Annotated in this window: 19 protein-coding genes; 9 read left to right on the top strand and 10 right to left on the bottom strand. The window is 65.1% G+C overall.

The features are described from left to right. Positions 1–2: 2 nt before the first annotated feature. Positions 3–1,499, bottom strand: coding sequence for an ATP-binding protein (locus EN857_RS25670; protein WP_127286073.1), 1,497 nt, complete (start codon positions 1,497–1,499; stop codon positions 3–5). Between the two features lie 260 nt (positions 1,500–1,759). Between EN857_RS25670 and EN857_RS25665 the strand changes: the two genes are divergently transcribed. Further along, positions 1,760–3,052 carry a mechanosensitive ion channel domain-containing protein gene (locus EN857_RS25665; RefSeq protein WP_127391996.1) on the top strand — a complete coding sequence of 431 codons (1,293 nt, stop codon included), beginning with the start codon at positions 1,760–1,762 and terminating at the stop codon, positions 3,050–3,052. Between the two features lie 171 nt (positions 3,053–3,223). Next, positions 3,224–4,225 carry a L,D-transpeptidase gene (locus EN857_RS25660; protein ID WP_127310275.1) on the top strand — a complete coding sequence of 334 codons (1,002 nt, stop codon included), beginning with the start codon at positions 3,224–3,226 and terminating at the stop codon, positions 4,223–4,225. Positions 4,226–4,304: 79 nt separating this feature from the next. Here EN857_RS25660 and EN857_RS25655 read toward each other — a convergent pair whose 3' ends face one another. Continuing rightward, positions 4,305–4,577: a hypothetical protein gene (locus EN857_RS25655; protein ID WP_127286070.1), complete on the bottom strand. Its 273-nt coding sequence runs from the start codon at positions 4,575–4,577 to the stop codon at positions 4,305–4,307. Positions 4,578–5,011: 434 nt separating this feature from the next. Here EN857_RS25655 and EN857_RS25645 point away from each other — a divergent pair, with 434 nt between their 5' ends. The 5 genes from EN857_RS25645 to EN857_RS35850 all read left to right on the top strand — a co-directional run bounded on the left by EN857_RS25645 (position 5,012) and on the right by EN857_RS35850 (position 8,264). Beyond that, on the top strand, positions 5,012–6,367 hold the full coding sequence (locus EN857_RS25645) for a selenium-binding family protein (protein WP_127391997.1): 1,356 nt from the start codon (positions 5,012–5,014) through the stop codon (positions 6,365–6,367). After that, positions 6,364–6,735: a 2Fe-2S iron-sulfur cluster-binding protein gene (locus EN857_RS25640; protein WP_127391998.1), complete on the top strand. Its 372-nt coding sequence runs from the start codon at positions 6,364–6,366 to the stop codon at positions 6,733–6,735. Before EN857_RS25645 ends, EN857_RS25640 begins: the two co-directional genes overlap by 4 nt. Beyond that, on the top strand, positions 6,732–7,190 hold the full coding sequence (locus tag EN857_RS25635) for a CoA-binding protein (protein WP_127391999.1): 459 nt from the start codon (positions 6,732–6,734) through the stop codon (positions 7,188–7,190). Before EN857_RS25640 ends, EN857_RS25635 begins: the two co-directional genes overlap by 4 nt. A gap of 181 nt (positions 7,191–7,371) precedes the next feature. Continuing rightward, complete coding sequence (locus EN857_RS25630; protein WP_245493448.1) at positions 7,372–8,019, top strand: ankyrin repeat domain-containing protein; 648 nt, start codon at positions 7,372–7,374, stop codon at positions 8,017–8,019. Further along, complete coding sequence (locus EN857_RS35850) at positions 7,971–8,264, top strand: c-type cytochrome (RefSeq protein WP_245493447.1); 294 nt, start codon at positions 7,971–7,973, stop codon at positions 8,262–8,264. Before EN857_RS25630 ends, EN857_RS35850 begins: the two co-directional genes overlap by 49 nt. Positions 8,265–8,305: 41 nt before the next feature. On the opposite strand, the gene EN857_RS25625 is transcribed toward EN857_RS35850, so the two are convergent. From EN857_RS25625 to EN857_RS25615, 3 genes are all read right to left on the bottom strand, one after another. After that, positions 8,306–9,535 carry an NAD(P)-binding domain-containing protein gene (locus tag EN857_RS25625; protein ID WP_281015754.1) on the bottom strand — a complete coding sequence of 410 codons (1,230 nt, stop codon included), beginning with the start codon at positions 9,533–9,535 and terminating at the stop codon, positions 8,306–8,308. 56 nt (positions 9,536–9,591) lie between these two features. Beyond that, on the bottom strand, positions 9,592–10,149 hold the full coding sequence (locus tag EN857_RS25620) for an OsmC family protein (protein ID WP_127392001.1): 558 nt from the start codon (positions 10,147–10,149) through the stop codon (positions 9,592–9,594). A 250-nt stretch (positions 10,150–10,399) separates the two neighbouring features. Then, a complete protein-coding gene (locus EN857_RS25615; protein WP_128346645.1) occupies positions 10,400–11,053 on the bottom strand; it encodes a TetR/AcrR family transcriptional regulator in 654 nt (217 codons plus the stop codon). An 80-nt stretch (positions 11,054–11,133) separates the two neighbouring features. Here EN857_RS25615 and EN857_RS25610 point away from each other — a divergent pair, with 80 nt between their 5' ends. Next, complete coding sequence (locus EN857_RS25610; RefSeq protein ID WP_127392002.1) at positions 11,134–12,027, top strand: crotonase/enoyl-CoA hydratase family protein; 894 nt, start codon at positions 11,134–11,136, stop codon at positions 12,025–12,027. Here the strand turns inward: EN857_RS25610 and EN857_RS25605 are convergent. From EN857_RS25605 to EN857_RS25585, 5 genes are all read right to left on the bottom strand, one after another. Next, positions 11,988–12,302 (bottom strand): cupredoxin family copper-binding protein, encoded by a 315-nt coding sequence (locus EN857_RS25605; protein ID WP_127286164.1) that lies wholly within the window; start codon positions 12,300–12,302, stop codon positions 11,988–11,990. The genes EN857_RS25610 and EN857_RS25605 overlap by 40 nt on opposite strands. Beyond that, on the bottom strand, positions 12,299–12,823 hold the full coding sequence (locus EN857_RS25600; protein WP_127286165.1) for a DUF4142 domain-containing protein: 525 nt from the start codon (positions 12,821–12,823) through the stop codon (positions 12,299–12,301). The genes EN857_RS25605 and EN857_RS25600 overlap by 4 nt, the downstream gene beginning before the upstream one ends. An 86-nt stretch (positions 12,824–12,909) precedes the next feature. After that, on the bottom strand, positions 12,910–13,590 hold the full coding sequence (locus EN857_RS25595) for an RNA polymerase sigma factor (protein WP_187331456.1): 681 nt from the start codon (positions 13,588–13,590) through the stop codon (positions 12,910–12,912). Positions 13,591–13,672: 82 nt separating this feature from the next. Next, positions 13,673–14,752 carry an HPP family protein gene (locus tag EN857_RS25590; RefSeq protein ID WP_127392003.1) on the bottom strand — a complete coding sequence of 360 codons (1,080 nt, stop codon included), beginning with the start codon at positions 14,750–14,752 and terminating at the stop codon, positions 13,673–13,675. Between the two features lie 216 nt (positions 14,753–14,968). Further along, entirely contained in the window at positions 14,969–16,141 is a 1,173-nt protein-coding gene (locus EN857_RS25585; protein ID WP_127392004.1) for a cystathionine beta-lyase, read from the bottom strand. Between the two features lie 308 nt (positions 16,142–16,449). Between EN857_RS25585 and EN857_RS25580 the strand changes: the two genes are divergently transcribed. After that, on the top strand, positions 16,450–17,085 hold the full coding sequence (locus EN857_RS25580; RefSeq protein ID WP_135859311.1) for a DUF1326 domain-containing protein: 636 nt from the start codon (positions 16,450–16,452) through the stop codon (positions 17,083–17,085). The last annotated feature ends 7 nt before the right edge of the window (positions 17,086–17,092 follow it).

Below are 17,092 nucleotides of genomic sequence, written 5' to 3'. Positions count from 1 at the left end.
CGTCACGAAACGCCTAGCTCCGCCTCCTCGGCATTGGGATCGCCCGGCGCCGTCGCCCAGGCAAGCTCCACCAGCGTCACGGTGCGCCGGCCGGTGCCGTCGAGTTGGCAGACGATGAGGCCCTGCTCCTCGATATAGGTGAGCAGGCGGCGCGCGCGGCGCAGCGAGTGCGAGCCATAGGCGCGCGCGATCGCCGCGTCGCTCGGGCAGGGCCGGCTCTCCTTCGCCGCGCGGGCGATCATCATGAACACGCCCTGCATGTCTTCGGGCAGCAGCGAGGCGCGCACCGAGACGTCGCGCCAGGCGTCGTCTTCCGCCATTTCGGAGCCGAGGCCGGCCCGCGCCCGCGTCAGCATGCGGCGGAACTCGGCAAGGTCCGGCACCACCGAGGCCAGGCCCTCGATCCGGCACCGGACGACGAACTCCTGGTAGAGCACGCCGATGACGCGAAAACCGGCATCGGGTTCGGCGAGCACGGCACCGAGCACGCGGTCCATCCGTTCGCGCCGCTCGGCAAGATCCTCGGCGCTGGGTGCGGCCTCCGCCGGCTCGGGGCGGATCTCCAGCGCCGCCGATTTCGCCGCCATCAGCTGGTCGAGCAGGTCGGGCGAGGGCGCCCGGCGCTGCGGCCTGACCGTCTCGGGCGGCGGCGCGGCGAGGATGATCGCGCGCGCATCCTCCAAGGCCGCCTCCGGTAGCGGCATCAGCCGCGGCGTGCCGTTGCGCGGTTTTGTATCAGTCGGGCCGATGCGCAGGCCGAGCGGACGCCGCGACAGCGCCGGACCGAGCGCCATGAACTGTCCGCGCTCGAGGTCGCGAAACGCCTCCGCCTGCCGCCGCTCCATGCCGAGCAAGTCGGCGGCGCGCGCCATGTCGATGTCGAGGAAGGTGCGGCCCATCAGGAAGTTGGAGGCTTCCGCCGCGACGTTCTTGGCAAGCTTCGCCAGCCGCTGCGTGGCGATGATGCCGGCCAGCCCGCGCTTGCGGCCGCGGCACATCAAATTGGTCATCGCGCCGAGCGAAAGCTTGCGCGCCTCGTCGGAAACCTCGCCCGCCACCGCCGGCGCGAAGAGCTGCGCCTCATCCACCACCACCAGCATCGGATACCAGTGGTCGCGCGCGACCTCGAACAGCCCGCCGAGGAAGGCGGCGGCGCGCCGCATCTGGTTCTCGGCGTCGAGCCCCTCGAGGTTGAGGACGGTGGAGACGCGGTGGATGCGCGCCCGCTCGCCGGCCGCCTGCAGGCCGCGCTCGGTGTGCTCCTCGGCATCGATCACCAGATGACCGAAGCGCTCGGCGAGCGAGACGAAGTCGCCTTCAGGGTCGATGATGGTCTGCTGCACCCAGGGCGCGCTCTGTTCGAGCAGCCGGCGCAAGAGATGCGACTTGCCGGAGCCGGAATTGCCCTGCACCAGAAGCCGGGTCGCCAAAAGCTCCTCGAGGTCGAGGGCCGCCGTGGCCCCCGCGCTCGTCTCGCCCATCTCGATCGCAACCGTCATATTTCGACTCGAAAACCTTTACTACGGCGACAGGGCTTATCAACCGAAGCGCGGCGGGTCGAGCGCGCCGGGCATGGATGGGCCACTGTTCCCCAGCTCTTCGGTGGCCGTTCACGCCTGGCCGCGCAAACCCCGAGCGCGCCGGACACGCGCCGGAGTGGGCGCGGGCCAGGGGCCGAGCGAAGTCCGCTTGACCATTCTCAAGCCCGGCGACATTGTGGACCACAAGTTGCAGTTCCTTAGCCAAGTGGTCGTGGCAAATGGATTTTCGCGACGCCATCGAAAGATCGCTGGCCTGGGCCGACGGATGGTTCGACTATGCGGCCACGCCGTGGTTCGTCTATCAGCTCGGCATCATCGCCGCACTGTTCGCGCTGGCCAAGCTCGCGGCGCTGCGCGTCGAGCCGCTGGTAGAGGGCCAGGCTCGCCAGATCAAGGGCCATCCCGGACTGTTGCGGGTGGTGATCGCCCTGCTGCGGCGCACCGACTGGATCCTGTTCACGCTCTTCCTGTTTGCCGCGCTCAGCCTGCTGCGCGCCGTCACCTGGCCAAGCCGCACCCATCTCCTCCAGGTCGCGCTGCTGCTCGCGCTGGCGTGGCTGTTCGCGACGGTGCTGTCGCGCATCATCCGCAACCGCCTCGTCGCACGCACGCTGGGCTGGCTGGCGTGGATCTATGCGGCCCTTGTCATCCTGCACGTCAGCGACGACGCGGCCACGGTCCTCGACAGCCTGGCAATCCCGCTCGGTGCGGTTCGCCTTTCTGCGCTCATGGTGCTGAAGGCGGCGCTGCTGCTGGTCGCGACGGTCTGGCTGGCGGTGGTCATCGGCAATTACATCGATGAGCGTGTCCGCCTCTCCGAGGAGCTGACGCCGTCGATCCGCGTCCTCGTCGGCAAGGTGGCCAAGATCGGCCTCGTGCTGGTGGCGGGCGCCGTCGCGCTATCGGCCGTCGGCCTCGACCTGACGGCGCTGACGGTGTTTTCCGGCGCCGTCGGCGTCGGTCTCGCCTTCGGCCTGCAGAAGGTCGTCTCCAACTTCGTCTCCGGCGTCATCATCCTGCTCGACAAGTCGATCAAGCCCGGCGACACGATCTCGCTCGAAGGCACGTTCGGCTGGATCCGCGAATTGCGGGCGCGCTTCGTCTCGGTGGTGACGCGCGACGGCCGCGAGTTCCTGATCCCCAACGAGGACTTCATCACCCAAAGGGTCATCAACTGGTCGTTCAGCGACAACCTCGTCCGGCTCGACGTGAACTTCGGCGTCTCCTACGACGCCGACCCGCACAAGGTCAGCGAACTGGCTATCGAGGCGGCGATCAGCGTGGGCCGGGTCGAGGCCGACCGGCGGCCGGTCTGCTGGCTGACCGATTTCGGCGACTCCTCGCTGAACTTCGTCCTGCGCTTCTGGATCCGCGACCCCCAGCAAGGCCTGACCAATGTGCGCGGCAAGGTGCTGCTGGCGCTGTGGGATACGTTCAAGGCGAATGGCATCAGCATTCCGTATCCGCACCGGGAGATCATTATGAAGCCGGGCGCGCCGAGCGGGCGATAAGGCCGGTGGCCGGGCGTCGCATCGCAAGATTGCAAGACCCTCGGCAGAGTTCTTTTCATCGCCGGCTGGAGTGCCTCATCTGGTCAGGTTCTCCCCTGCAGCTGCGAGTGAACGGAACCAGAAGAGCCCTGCCGCGTCATAATACAAGCAGGTTTTCGTGGAGTGACCTCGATGCCCCGGCTCGTTCTGTTGGTCGCTGTGGTGCTTGCCCTCGCTTGCGGCGGGGCAGGGGCGGCCAAGCTGGACCCAGCCACCGTCAACGAGGCGCAATTCACCGTCGAGGAACCGAAGGGCTTCAGCCCCGTCCTGCTGAAGGCAGAGATTCTTCTGGATCGCGCCCGTTTCTCGCCAGGCTTGATCGAGGGCCGTGCATCGGAAAATTTCGCCAGGGCGGTCAGGGCCTTTCAGACGGCGAACGGATTGCCGTCGGACGGCAAGCTCACGCGCGAGACCTGGGACAGGCTGATGGCAACCTCCACGAGCCCGGTCCTGGTTGCCTATGAGTTGACGCGCAAGGATGTGCGCGGACCTTTCACCAGGCATATCCCGGCCCGGCTGGAGCGGATGGCCCGCCTGCCGAGGCTCGGCTATCACAATGCGACGGAGAGGCTGGCGGAGCGCTTCCATATCAGCGAGCAATTGCTCAGGCGGCTCAATCCGGGCATCGGCTTCAGGAAGGTCGGCACGAAATTGCTGGTGCCGGATGTTGGCCGGGGGGATCCTCCCGCCGCCATTGCCGGTGTCGAGGTCGACAAGGGCGCGCGCCAGGTGCGCGTGCTTGATCCTTCCGGCAAATGGCTCGCGGTCTTCCCGGCTTCGATTGGCAGCGACGAGAAGCCGGCGCCGACTGGCGAGGCGGAGGTCAAGCGCGTGGTGCGCAATCCGACCTATCACTACGATCCGGACTTCGCTTTCAAGGGGGTCAAGGCAAAGCGGCCATTCACCATTGCTGCCGGCCCCAACAATCCCGTGGGTTCTGTCTGGATCGATCTCTCCATTGAGAGCTACGGCATTCACGGCACGCCCGAGCCCGGCAAGATCGGCGCGACCTTCTCGCATGGCTGCATCAGGCTGACCAACTGGGATGCCGGGGACCTCGCGGCCATGGTGAGGAAAAGCACGAAGGTGAGCTTCAAGGACGAAATGGCGAACGCAGGCGACACGCCTCAGTAGTGCAACAGGCGCAACGCAGGACAGGCTCGCGCGTTGGCGGCGGGCGCATTCCAGCAGGCGATGAAGTCATCTGATCTCATCAATACGCGAGCAAGGCCTTTCCGTATTTGGCCCACAGCTGCTCGCAGTCTCTGGCTCGAAGGGATGGCGTTCCCAGGTCGCCGTACAAAACCATCGCGGCACGGACATCGTAGCCCAGGATCTGAGCATTGGCGAGGAACTGGACGGCCTCGCCCAGACGGCGGACGTCGACAGCGGCATCGGTTTTGTTGGCGCTGTCAACTACCCCCAGGATCTCGGCCGCCGTGTTCCTGACTGCCAAAACAGCCGCCATCGCATCTTCGGTCATCATGTGGCCTGCCGACGAATCGTTTCATTCACATCCCTCGGCATCAGTGGCACAACACTGCGCGGCATGTCCTGAACGCGCCGAACGCTTCGCGACATTTGTTGATTGCACCTTGACGCGAACCACTCGGCCTGTTCACGCGTCAACCCGATGAGGCATTGGCTGGCGAATCCCGCCGGCTCGTTAACGATCGTGTCAAATACGGCCCAAGTGTCGGTTGGCTCCCGGACCACCACGAATCTCATATTAGATACTCCTAATTAAACAACGCGCGAGGAGCGCCGCTGTTCCACCGCGCGGTGCCGTGCCGCCGAGTTGTCATCACGGCGCAGGCTCCACCGCCGCCCCAGCCGTAGCGCCAGCGCCGAGCATGCACTAACATTCCAGCCTAACCCCCTTGGGGCTGGCCGGCGATCTGTTCAAATGGGGAAGTACCCATGACCAATCATTGCTGTGGACCGGGCTATGCTTCTCCCGCCGAGGCGATGCGGGCGCCGCGCGAAAAGCTGCTCTATACGATTGCCATCTACACCGGCACGGGCATTCAGAAGCCGGACTATCTGTGCACCATCGATGTCGACCCGCAGAGCCCGACCTACAGCCAGGTGATTTCACGCCTGCAAATGCCGGGCATCGGCGATGAGCTGCATCATTCGGGCTGGAATGCCTGCTCGTCGTGCCATGGCGATGCCAGCATGGAGCGGAAATACCTGATTGTGCCGGGGGTGCGCTCGTCCAATCTGCATATTGTCGATTGCGGCACCGATCCCCGCAATCCGACCTTGTTCAAGGTCATCGACGGCGCCGAGATCAAGGCCAGGACCAATCTGTCGGCGCCGCACACGGTGCATTGCCTCGGCTCGGATATCATCGTCTCCATGCTTGGCGACGCGCAAGGCAATGCCCCCGGCGGCTATCTGCAGCTCAGCAAGGAGTTCGAGATCGTCGGCCGTTGGGAAAACTCCATGGGCGGCATCAAGTTCGGCTATGATTTCTGGTACCAGCCGCGGCACAACGTGATGGTCAGCTCGGAATGGGCCGCGCCCAACACCTTCATGCCCGGGTTCGACCTCGAAGAGGTCGGCCATCTGAAATATGGCCGCGAGATCCATTTCTGGGATTTCGAGAAGAAGGAGCCAAGGCAGACATTCTATCTTGGTGAGGACGGCCTGATCCCGCTGGAAGTGCGCTTCCATCACAATCCCGACAGCAGCCACGGTTTTGTCGGCGCGGCGCTTTCCGCAAACATCATCCATTGGTGGAAGGACGCGGCGGGCGATTGGCAATGGGAAAAAATCGTCGACGTCGAGAATGAGCCGCATCCCGAATGGCCGATCCCGATACCCGGCGTGATCTCGGTCATCCTGCTCAGCATGGACGACAGATACCTCTATCTGTGCAACTGGCTGCATGGCGACATCCGCCAGTACGACATCTCCGACCCTCACAACGCCAAGCTTACCGGACAAGTGTGGATGGGCGGACTGCTCGGCCGCGCGCCCGAGGTCAATGGCGTGAAAGTCACTGGCGGGCCGCAGATGATCCAGCTCAGCCTCGACGGCAGGCGCCTCTATGTGACGACCTCGCTGTTCTCGACCTGGGACAACCAGTTCTATCCGGAAATCCGGACAAATGGCGGCTGCATGCTGATGGTCAATTGCGATACCGAAAACGGCGGCATGGAAATCGATCCGCGGTTTGTCGTCGATTTCGGCAAGGAACCCAATGGTCCAAGCCGCTGCCACGAAACCCGCTATCCCGGCGGCGATTGCACGAGCGACATCTGGGTATGACCAGCTTCACCATCACGCTCGCCAATCAGGGCGGCGCGGCCTATGCCGTCGATCACCGCAAGCCCCTCTTGCAGAGCCTGCGCGAGCAGGGCGTGGACCTGCCTTACGGCTGCAAGTATGGCGGCTGCATAAGCTGCGCGGCCAAGATGATCAGCGGCAAGGTCGATCAGAGGGCGCAGGTAGCGCTGAACAACCGCCAGATAAACAATGGCTACATCATCCTCTGCGTTGCCCGCCCGCTGAGCGACTGCACGCTGGAGGTCGGCGTCGAAAGCCATGACAGGCTCTATCGCAACCCCTTCCTCGACCCCCTGGCCGCGCATGAATTGAAAGCCGATATCGCGACCCCGCTGGACGACAAGAAATGACCCATATGAACCATGATGAGCCCTATCCGGAGGCTTATCTGCAGCAGATCCTGAAATCGGTCAAAACCATCGCGATGGTGGGCGCCAGCCCAGACAAGACCAAATTTTCCTATGGTGTTCTCAGGGTGCTGCACGAAACCGGCTACGACATGATCCCGGTCAATCCCAGTTTCGGCGTGGAGGAAATTCGAGGGCTCAAAGTGTACCCGTCGCTGGCGGCCATCGACCGGCCCGTCGACATGGTCGAGGTTTTCCGCCGCTCCGAAGATCTAATGGAAGTCGCGCTGGAGGCCATCGCCATCAATGCCAAGGTTCTGTGGGGTCAGATCGGCGTGCGCGATGACGCTGCCGCCTGGTTGGCGGAGGAAGCGGGCTTGAAAGTGGTGATGAACCGCTGTCCCAAAATCGAGTTGTTCCGCCCCTTCTGGAAGCCGAAGTTGCACCTGGGAATATGATTGCAGGTCACGTAATTCGGCGTGTCGGCGGTGACCAATCTGGTCCCTTTGGTGTTGGGCGTTGGTTCTGCTAGGCCGTGGGCTCATACACCCGAAGCCATTGTCGCGATCGGGGATTTTGAGATAGACTTTGCAATCTTGAAATCGTGCCGGATCCTCAGGCCTGCCTTGGGAGATGCTAATGCGCGGGTTCTTGCTTTTCATTCTGTTGGTGCTTGCACACATTCCGATTGTATCGCATGCCGCCGCCATCCACGACGCCGCCATGGAGGGCGATGTCGCGGCGATCACGGCGGCACTCGATGCAGGTGCCGGAATAGATGAGAGCGATGGCACTGCCACCCCGCTCTATCTTGCGGTGATGCTGGGCCACATCGATGCGGCAAAATTGCCCATAGAACGTGGTGCGGACGTCAACGCCCAGACGGCTTGGGGCCCTCCGCTGATGGCGGCCGTGGGGAAAGACAAGATCGATCTGTTAAATCTGTTGCTGGAGCGGAATGCAGATCCAAATTCCAACCGTGACAGCGAATCCGCCCTCCACGTCGCCGTCACTCTCGATTGTCTCGATTGTGTGAGGGCGCTGGTCGAGGCCGGCGCAGACGTGAATGCGAAGACAACGGGCGGCAAGACGCCGCTCCATATCGCAAAGAGCCGGGGGCAAGCCGAAATTGCCGCCTATCTTTTGTCGCACGGGGTTGTCTTGCCAACACCGGCTCCGATCTCAATGAAATTGGCTTCTGCCGATGTCGAGAAAGGTCGAACCTACTTCGCCCGCGTGTGTGTGTCAGTTGCCACACTGCCGAACCGCAGGGAGGGAACAAGATAGGACCCAACTTATGGAGCGTCGTCGGCCGCGACAAGGCATCCGTGGCAGACATGCGTTACTCCGATACCTTGCTGGGCTGGGAGGGGCTATGGACGTACGAGGACCTGAACAGATATCTCTTCGGGCCTATGCTTACCACGCCGGGCGTTAAGATGGAGACGCCTGGCGTCACGGACGAGACCGAACGGGTCAACCTGATCGCCTACTTGCGCACACTCAGTGACAAGCCGATCCCGCTGCCCTGAATCGATGATCTCTTGCACAACTGCTGATGGGCCCGCGTCGGCTAGCAGATTGAATCTTGCCTGAGGTACGCTGCCAGGTGGTCGCTGAGATCGCGCGCGTCATCGCCGGCACCGTCGATCAGCGCGGACTTGCGGCGGCGCAGGAACTGCATTCCCATCAGGTAGAGGCCCGGATGGTCGGCCACCCCGCCGTCGTGACGGACGTGGCCCCAGCGGTCGAGGACAGGCAGCTCCAGCCAGGAGTAGTCCGGCCGGTAGCCGGAGGCCCAGATGATCGTCCTGATCGCGCCGCCGGCGAGATCCAGGCCGAGGGGCGGGTTGTCCTCGACGCGTGTCGGCGGCGGGCGATCCGGCGGCCCGACCGTCGCGTCCAGGCCGTTGTCGCGCGCCCATTCGTCGATGAGGTCGAGCAGCCGGGCCATCTTGAGATCGGAAAGCGCGCACATGTTGCGCAACGACCCCGCGAACTGGGCCTTGCCGTCCTCGGTGATGCCGGCGAGACGACCGACGAGCCTGACGCCGCGGTCGAGCAGCGCATTGAGGTCGAGGGTGGTGCGATCGGGCGTGCCGGCAAGCTGCAGCGAAGGAACGCGTCGCGCCCGCCTGATATCGTCGACCTCGTCGTAGCGCTCGTCGAGCACGCCGGCGGCGTCCATCCACCATTCCAGGTCCTTGCCGCGATAGACGCGGGGCGCCCTTATGTGCTCGCCCACCGACAGCGTCACCTGACGCCCCGAACGCTGCAGCTCCTGTGCGATCTGGGTGCCGCTCGACGACGCGCCCACCACCATCACACCGCCGTCGGCGACCTGGCCCGGATTGCGGTAGGACTGCGCCGTCAGCATGGCGACCGACGGCGGCACGCGGGCGGCGAAATCGGGCAGACGCGCGATGTTGCAGGCGCCCGACGCCAGCACCACGGTCCGGCACCGCCACTCGCCGCGGTCCGTGCGCACCAGGTATCCCGTACTGTCGCCGCGCACCGAGGTAACTGTCGTATGGGTTTCGACCGGCGCCGAGATCGCCCTGGCATAGCTGCCGAGGAAGTCGATCACCTCAGGCAGCGTCCGGTAGCCGTCCGGGTCGTCGCCGTCATAGCGGAAGCCGGGCAGCCGGCTCTGCCAGTTGGGCGTGAGCAGCCGCAGCGAATCCCACCGCTCGGTGCGCCAGCTATTGGCGATCTCGCCGCGCTCGAGCAGCACATGGTCGATGGAGCGCTCCGCGAGGCAGCGGCTCATCGCGAGCCCCGCGTGCCCTGCGCCGACGATCACTGTGGTGACGGAACTAATCGCGCCCTCTCAGCAAAAGCTACGGCTCGAACCGCCCTTCAGTTCACCACGACCGTGACGTTCGTCGGATTGGTGACGATGTCATAGACGGCCGACCGCTTCTGCGACTGGGCGACGAGCGCCTCGATGTCCTCGCGCTTGGCGTCGGCGTCGATGGCGTACTTCACCGTGATGCCGCTGAAGCCGTTGCGGACGTCGCTGTCGATGCCGAGTATGCCGGCGAGATCCATGTCGCCTTCGATGGTCGCCTTCACCGACTTCAACTGGATGTTCCGGTTCTGGGCAACCGCGGCGATGCCGGCGGTCAGGCAACTGGCCAGCCCGACCAGTATGTATTCGACAGGCGTGGCGCCCTGATCCAGGGAAGCGAACACCTCCGGATGGTCGGCGTCGAATGCGAAGGTGGTCTTGCGATGCTGGTCCTGGCCGAGACCGTAAAAACTCTCGACCGTCGAATGGCTGTGGGTGCCATCCTTCCATTCGCACGCCGCGCGCCACTTGAACTGCGCGGCCTCCGGGGCGTTGGTAAGCGCTTCTTTTGCGGCGAGCAGCGCCTCTACGTTGACGCCATTGTCGGCCTGTACTGCGGAAGCCATGATTATCCTCCCTACCTTGCACTGGCTGAAAAACCCGACCGTTTCACTGACCTCTTGATCAGCTTTGGCCGTGGGGCGGGCATGGTATGGGCAGCCAGGCGTTTCGACAAGTTGTTTCCGGCGGGTGCGGGGTCGCCCTTCGGAGCCAGAAATAGCTATTTCGATCAGGCCGTCCCGGCCCGCGCTGGTCTCGCGCCCGCTTGCCGCCGGCTCACTGGGGCGCCGTTCGAAAAGCGCGTGCCGACCGGCCTCAGCCTTTCGATCCTGGCGCCCGACCGATCACCCGCCCACGCCGCCGCGATGATCGACTGGCTGCTGGCGGAGCCGGCTCTGTCATCCTCACCTTGACCAGCGTCGCCGCGGCGTGGCCGGCGGCGCCTATGTAGTCGGGATCGTGGTGGATCAGCATGCTGGAGAAGGCGCCGTCCATCAAAAGCACGATCTCGCGCGCCAGCATGCCGGGCTCGCTGACGTTGTGGCTTGAAAGCTCTGCGGCCAGCCATTGTTCGAAATTGGTCTTGTGGCGCGACCCGGCCTTGACCGCCGGGTGTCCGGGCATGGCGGCGAGCTCGGCGGCGGTGCGCAGATAGCCGCAGCCTTTCCACTTCGGGTGCCGCGCCACGCGCGCCAGATTAGTGAAGATCGCCGCGACTTTTTTGTCGACGCCGCCCTCGGCGGCGTCGAACCAGCCGCCCATCTGCTTGATGTTGGGTTGGTCGCGGCCGTCGAGATAGGCGGCGATCAGATCGTCCTTGCTCCTGAAATGATAGTAGAGCGTGCGCTTGGTCAGCCCCGCCTTTTCGGCCACCGCGTCGACGCTGACCCGAGCGACGCCTTCGGCATAGAACAGCTTCGTCGCCGCATCGACGATGCGTTTGCGGGTGGGGCTGGCGGGCTCGCTCATGTCGCAAGTATACCGACTAGTGAATATACACACAACGCAAAAGCTGATCCTTTCCGGCAGTTCCATGCCGGAGAGAAAAAATGACCGAGCTTGTGCTTTGCGAAAACCACGACCGCGTCGCGGTGCTGACGCTCAATCGCCCCGAAAAACTCAACGCCTTGAATTACGCCTTGATCGATCGTCTGCTCGAAATGCTCGACAGGATCGAGACCGACGACGCCGTTCGCGCCGTCATCCTGACCGGAGCAGGCGAGCGCGCCTTCTCCGCCGGCGCCGACATCCACGAATTTTCGATCAGCGTCGCCACCGGCGCGGATGTAGCTCTGCGCGACTTCGTCATGCGCGGCCAGCGGCTGACGGCGCGGCTCGAAGCCTTCCGCAAGCCGGTCATCGCCGCCGTCAATGGAATTGCCTTCGGCGGCGGCTGCGAGATCACCGAGGCGGTGCCGCTGGCCATCGCCAGCGACCGCGCGCTGTTCGCCAAGCCCGAGATCAACCTCGCCATGCCGCCGACCTTCGGCGGCACACAGCGCCTGCCGCGGCTGGCCGGCCGCAAGCGGGCGCTGGAGCTGCTGCTGACGGGCGAGACCTTTTCGGCGGAGCGCGCCGCCGAGCTCGGCCTCGTCAACAGGATCGTGCCGCACACCGAGCTGATGCCTGCGGCCCGGGATCTCGCCCGGCGCATCCTCAGCCATTCGGCGACCGCGGTGGCCGGCATCCTCACCGCGGTGGCGCGCGGCATCAATCTCGGCATCGCCGAAGGCCTACTGGTCGAGGCGGAGCAGTTCGCCCGGCTGGTTCCGACCGCCGATCTGCGCGAGGGGCTCGACGCCTGGATGGAGCGCCGCAAACCCGCCTTTGGCGGTTCGTGGATGCACATCACCCGGCCAAGCGAGGCAAGGCGCGCCTCGGTGGCAATGGACCGCGCGGCGGCTCAGGGCGAAACGGCTACCCGGCCCCGCATGTTGGGATGAAAGCGGCAGAAATAGTCGACCGCGCCGGCTTCCTTGAGGGTCGTCTTTCCCGTCGATTTCGGCGGGATAATCACCTCCCAGCCGCCTTTCACCGTGGCCGTGTGGGCGAACGCATCCTTGTTCACCCACTCGATCGTGTCGCCGACCCTGGCCGTAACGCTTGCCGGCGAGAAGACGAGCTTGTCGATGGTCACCGTGATCGTCTCCGCCGGCGCCGGGCTGGCGGTGAGCGCCAGCGCCAGCGCCGCTAATGCCGGCCGTGTCAGCGCCGTCATTTCAGGCTGCCGGCGACATGCTCGGCATGCTGCTGATGCCCCTGGAAGATCTTCAGCCCGGTCTCCAGCAGGCTCTTCAACTCGGCATTGCTCGCCGACGGGATGAGCAGGGTCTCCAGCGCCCCGTTGACCTGCTTGTGGTAGGCCACCTCATTCTCGACATAGGCCTTGTCGAAGGCCGCGCCGTCGAGCTTGGCGAGCTTGCCGCGTTCTTCGGCCGCCGCCTTGGCCAGCGCCTGGCTCGTGGCGTTGTCCTCCGGCGTGACATTGAGCTTCTTGACCAGGTCGAGCGCCTGCTTGTTCACCGTCTCATGGTCGCGCACCATGTCGTTGGCGAAATCCACGACCTCCTTGGTCTTGGACTTCTCGATCGCCAGCTTGGCCGCCTCGATGTCGATCGTGCCCGCCGTGTAGGCGATGTGGGCGATCTGCGGATCGGTCGGCTTGTCGGCGGCCTGCGCCAGCGGCGCGGCGCCGAGCATGAGCAGGGCGGCGAGGGCAACGGTCGGTCGGGTAAACATGGCATCTCCTTCGCCCGGTGGTGCCGGGCTCGCGTTCTTCGGTTAACGCTGATTGGATGCGGGAAGGCCCGAAACGTTCCCGGGAATCAGCCTTCGATCCCCAGTCTTTTCATCACCGCCTCGGTCAGCCGCTCGCAGCGGCGGCCGGCGAAGGGGAAGGCGTCGAGCAGCACCGGGCCGATCTCGTCGTCCAGCGCCTTGCGCACCAGGGCGCGCGCCCGGTGCAGCCTCGTCTTGACGGTCTCGGGCTTGACGCCGAGCAGGTCGGCGGTCTCGTCCATGCTGAAGCCCTCTATGACGCGGGCGATGAACACGCTGCGGTAGACATCGGGCAGGCTGTCGGTCGCCCGTTCGACAAGTGCGAGGATCTGCCGCTGCGCCATCGTCCGCTCCGGATCGTCGCTCGCGTTGAGGGGAAACGGGATGATCTGCGCATCCGGATTCTCAGGCATCGCGACGGTGCGCTTTCGTTTCCGCAGCCGGCCGAGCGCCTCGTTGATGACGATGCGCGACAGCCAGGTCGAGAGCGAGGCATCGCCGCGAAAGGCGGCGAGGCTGGCGAAGGCGCGGACATAGGCCTCCTGGACGATGTCCTCGGCCTCGGCGTCGTTGCGTACCACGCCGCGCGCGATGCGGTAGAGCCGCTGGTTGTGCGTCTTGATGATCAGGCGGAAGGCGTCCGCCTCGCGCGCCAGCGCACGGCGCACAAGCGCCATGTCGCCAGATGCTGTTTCGGGCGCCGCGACAGCGGCAAGCTTCCTCATCATGCCCCGATCTCCTTGCACAGACGCTCCATCGGGACATTGGATGCGCTGGCCGCAAAAAGGTTCCCGGATTTTGGCGCCTATGTTAAGCCGCCGCCAGGCCCTTGTCTGCCGCCTGCACGCGCGCGGCTGCGGCCAAAAGGTCGGTCTGCGTGATCAGGCCGAGGATGCGCCGTTCGCCATCGACGATCACCGCCGCATGGCTGCGCCCGTCGGTCAGCACCGGCAGCAGGCTCATCGCCGGCGTGTCTGGCGAGGCGGTGCCGGCCTTCGACATCACGCCCTTCACCGTGTCGGTGGCTTTCGTCAGCTCGCGCAGGCCGACGGCGCCGACCAGCCTCGCTTCGGCGTCGACCACCGGCAAGGTGCGGATGTTGTGGTCGAGAAGCTGCTGCCGCGCCGCGTCGGCGGAGGCATCTTCCGGCACCGAGATCACGTCGCGCGACATGATGTCTTCGCAAAGCAGCGTGCGATGCGTGCGCACCATCGCCTGCAGCTCGACTTGCCTGAGCAACCGTTCGAGGTCGTCGCGCCCGATGTCGAAGGTCTCGTCGAGCGCGGTCAGCGCCGCGTCGATATCCTCGGGCCGGAAGCCGACGCGCTCGCGTGGCGCCGGATCGGCGGTGCCGTGGCTGTTGGCGGCGGGAGCGGCGACATGCGGATAGTTGCGCCGCGCCAGCCGGTGGAAGAGGAAGCCGAGCGTGACCAGGATGGTCGAGTTCAGCGCCACCGGCACGAACGGGAACAGGAAACCGGCGCTGATGACCGCCGGACCGCCGAGCACGGCGGTGAGCGCGGCGGCACCGCCCGGCGGGTGCAGGCAGCGCGTGAACGACATCGCCGCGATCGCCAGCGCCACGGCAAGGCCGGACGCGATCACCGGATCGTGCACGAAATGCGCCACGGTGACGCCGACCAGCGCCGAGATCGAATTGCCGCCGATGATCGACCAGGGCTGCGCCAGCGGGCTCGCCGGCACGGCGAAGAGAAGCACGGCCGAGGCGCCCATCGGCGCCACCAGCAGCGCCACATGCGGGCCGCCGCCCATCGCCAGCCCGCTGATCACGCCGGTCAGCGCGATGCCGATCGTGGCGCCGATGCAGGCCAGCAGCCGTTCGCGCAGCGTTGCGCCGGCAAGGATGGGGACAAAAAGGCGGAACGCCATGGCAAATCCTGCATGCAAGAGAAATTGCGCTGCCCGCAATGCAGCCGCGGTCGCGGATTTGGAAGCCAAACCAATCCGCGCATTTGCGATTGCGGAGAATATTATTGCGCGACGCGGGTCAGAGGGCTGTCGCCTGCGGCCTTCGCTTTCTCAATCGCGCCAAGGCCTTGCGGTCGTGTGCGGAATCGATCCCTCAACCCGGGTTGTCTTCGCAGGTCAGGCCGTTGCCGCCGCCGCCGCCAGTCCGCGCAACAGGTCGGCCTTGAGGTCGTCGACGTCCTCGAGCCCGACTTGGAGGCGGACCAGCGGCCCCTCATAGGAGCCCTTGGCGACGGTGCGGTCGCCGAGGAACACCGGCACCGCCAGGCTCTCATAGCCGCCCCAGGAATAGCCAAGGCCGAAGAGCTTCAGCGCGTCGAGAAAGGCGTGCTGCGCCTTCTGCCCGCCGCCCTTGAGCACGATCGAGAAGACGCCGCTCGAGCCGCAGAAGTCGCGCTTCCAGAGCGCGTGGTCGGGATGGCTCTCCAGCGCCGGGTAGAGCACCTGCGCCACGCCGGGCTGCTCCTCGAGCCAGCTCGCCAGGGCAAGCGTGCTCTTCCGGTGATGCTCGAGCCGGACCCCCATCGTGCGCAGGCCGCGCAGCACCTGGTAGATGTCGTCCGGGCCGGAGCAACAGCCAAGCGTGCAAAAACCCTCGTAGAGCTGCTTCCAGTACGTCTCGTTGGCCGAGACGGTGCCGAGCAGCACGTCCGAATGGCCGGCTGGGTATTTCGTCGCCGCATGGATCGAGATGTCGACGCCATGGTCGAGCGGCTTGAAATAGAGCGGCGTCGCCCAGGTGTTGTCCATCATGACGATGGCTCCGGCTTGATGCGCCGCCTTGGCGATCGCCGGGATGTCCTGCACCTCGTAGGTGTTCGATCCCGGCGATTCCGTAAACACCACCTTGGTGTTGGGCTTGATCAGCGCGGCGATGCCGGCGCCGATGTGCGGATCGTAATACTCGACCTCGATGCCCAGCCGCTTCAGCATCGTGTCGGCGAAGTGCCGTGTCGGGTGATAGACGCTGTCGACGATCAGGAGATGGTCGCCCGCCGCGAGGAAGGTGAGCAGCGGCACCGTCACCGCCGCCAGGCCGGAGGGTACCGCGATCGTGCCGGCCGAACCCTCCAGGGCGTCGACGGCCTGCGTCAGCGCGTCCATGGTCGGCGTGCCGCGCGTGCCGTAGGTGTATTTCTGGCTGCGCGCCGCCATCGACGCCGCGTCGGGATAGAGCACCGTCGAGGCATGCACGACCGGCGGATTGACGAAGCCGAAATAGTCGCGCGGATTGTTGCCGGAATGGGCAAGCCGCGTGTTGATTCCCATTTCGCCGTTGTCTTTTGCCATGTCTCTCGCCTGTGGTGGGGGTGACGCCAGCCATAATGCGGCGGCTCGGACCACGCAACCGCCCGGTGCCCGCCAGTCGGCGGTGTTTCAATGTGCCAAATCCTTGCCGGGCGGACCGCGGCGGAGCCTGGCTTAGGCGCCGGCGATCGGACTTTGATCCGACTATCAGGCCGTGTGGGAACGTTATATGTTACACGTCTAATATGATCATTGCCGGGTTGCCTTGATGCGCGCCGGACAATTTATCTGGCCGCGGTCCCGTCTCCCCCGCAATGCAGGCACTTCGCGCTAACCAAGGGAGGACTGTGATGCCCGACGTCAAGTGGACGATGAAGGCACGCGAATTCGTCAACTGCAACTGCGCCTATGGCTGCCCGTGCCAGTTCAACGCCTTGCCAACCGAAGGGTTCTGCCAGGCGGTCGTCGGCATGGAAATCGAAAAGGGCCAGCACGGCGACACCAGGCTTGACGGCTTGCGCTTCGCCGGCGTCTTTCGCTGGCCGGGTGCGATCCACCTCGGCAAGGGCGAGGCCGCGGTGGTCATCGACGAGCGGGCAACGCAGGCGCAGCGCGACGCGCTGCTTCGCATCCTGAGCGGCCAGGATACCGAGCCCGGCGCCACCATCTTCCAGGTCTTCTCGACCACGCTGGAGAAAGTCCACGATCCGATCTTCGCCGCTATCGACTTCAACGTCGACATCGACGCAAGGACGGCCCGGTTGAGCGTGCCTGGCATTGCCGAGGGGTACGGCGAGCCGATCAAGAACCCTGTTACCGGCGCCGAGCATCGGGCGCGCATCGACCTGCCGCATGGCTTCGAATACACGCTCGCTGAAGCCGGACGCGGCTGGACCAAGGCGACCGGCCCGATCAAATTCGAGGTCGCGGACACGCACAGCCACTTCGCCGAAATCCACCTTTCGCAAAGCGGCGTCGTGCACTGACGCCGCC

The organism is Mesorhizobium sp. M4B.F.Ca.ET.214.01.1.1, assembly GCF_004791545.1.
Classification (GTDB): domain Bacteria; phylum Pseudomonadota; class Alphaproteobacteria; order Rhizobiales; family Rhizobiaceae; genus Mesorhizobium; species Mesorhizobium abyssinicae.
The sequence above is the reverse complement of the archived record's forward strand: the minus strand, read 5'-3'. Positions and strand labels throughout refer to the sequence as shown.

Excerpts from the sequence above, each read along its gene's own strand:
- EN857_RS25670 (WP_127286073.1), bottom strand. The coding sequence starts at position 1,499 with ATGACGGTTGCGATCGAGATGGGCGAGACGAGCGCGGGGGCCACGGCG.
- EN857_RS25665 (WP_127391996.1), top strand. The coding sequence starts at position 1,760 with ATGGATTTTCGCGACGCCATCGAAAGATCGCTGGCCTGGGCCGACGGA.
- EN857_RS25660 (WP_127310275.1), top strand. The coding sequence starts at position 3,224 with ATGCCCCGGCTCGTTCTGTTGGTCGCTGTGGTGCTTGCCCTCGCTTGC.
- EN857_RS25655 (WP_127286070.1), bottom strand. The coding sequence starts at position 4,577 with ATGATGACCGAAGATGCGATGGCGGCTGTTTTGGCAGTCAGGAACACG.
- EN857_RS25645 (WP_127391997.1), top strand. The coding sequence starts at position 5,012 with ATGACCAATCATTGCTGTGGACCGGGCTATGCTTCTCCCGCCGAGGCG.
- EN857_RS25640 (WP_127391998.1), top strand. The coding sequence starts at position 6,364 with ATGACCAGCTTCACCATCACGCTCGCCAATCAGGGCGGCGCGGCCTAT.
- EN857_RS25635 (WP_127391999.1), top strand. The coding sequence starts at position 6,732 with ATGACCCATATGAACCATGATGAGCCCTATCCGGAGGCTTATCTGCAG.
- EN857_RS25630 (WP_245493448.1), top strand. The coding sequence starts at position 7,372 with ATGCGCGGGTTCTTGCTTTTCATTCTGTTGGTGCTTGCACACATTCCG.
- EN857_RS25620 (WP_127392001.1), bottom strand. The coding sequence starts at position 10,149 with ATGGCTTCCGCAGTACAGGCCGACAATGGCGTCAACGTAGAGGCGCTG.
- EN857_RS25615 (WP_128346645.1), bottom strand. The coding sequence starts at position 11,053 with ATGAGCGAGCCCGCCAGCCCCACCCGCAAACGCATCGTCGATGCGGCG.
- EN857_RS25610 (WP_127392002.1), top strand. The coding sequence starts at position 11,134 with ATGACCGAGCTTGTGCTTTGCGAAAACCACGACCGCGTCGCGGTGCTG.
- EN857_RS25605 (WP_127286164.1), bottom strand. The coding sequence starts at position 12,302 with ATGACGGCGCTGACACGGCCGGCATTAGCGGCGCTGGCGCTGGCGCTC.
- EN857_RS25600 (WP_127286165.1), bottom strand. The coding sequence starts at position 12,823 with ATGTTTACCCGACCGACCGTTGCCCTCGCCGCCCTGCTCATGCTCGGC.
- EN857_RS25595 (WP_187331456.1), bottom strand. The coding sequence starts at position 13,590 with ATGATGAGGAAGCTTGCCGCTGTCGCGGCGCCCGAAACAGCATCTGGC.
- EN857_RS25590 (WP_127392003.1), bottom strand. The coding sequence starts at position 14,752 with ATGGCGTTCCGCCTTTTTGTCCCCATCCTTGCCGGCGCAACGCTGCGC.
- EN857_RS25585 (WP_127392004.1), bottom strand. The coding sequence starts at position 16,141 with ATGGCAAAAGACAACGGCGAAATGGGAATCAACACGCGGCTTGCCCAT.
- EN857_RS25580 (WP_135859311.1), top strand. The coding sequence starts at position 16,450 with ATGCCCGACGTCAAGTGGACGATGAAGGCACGCGAATTCGTCAACTGC.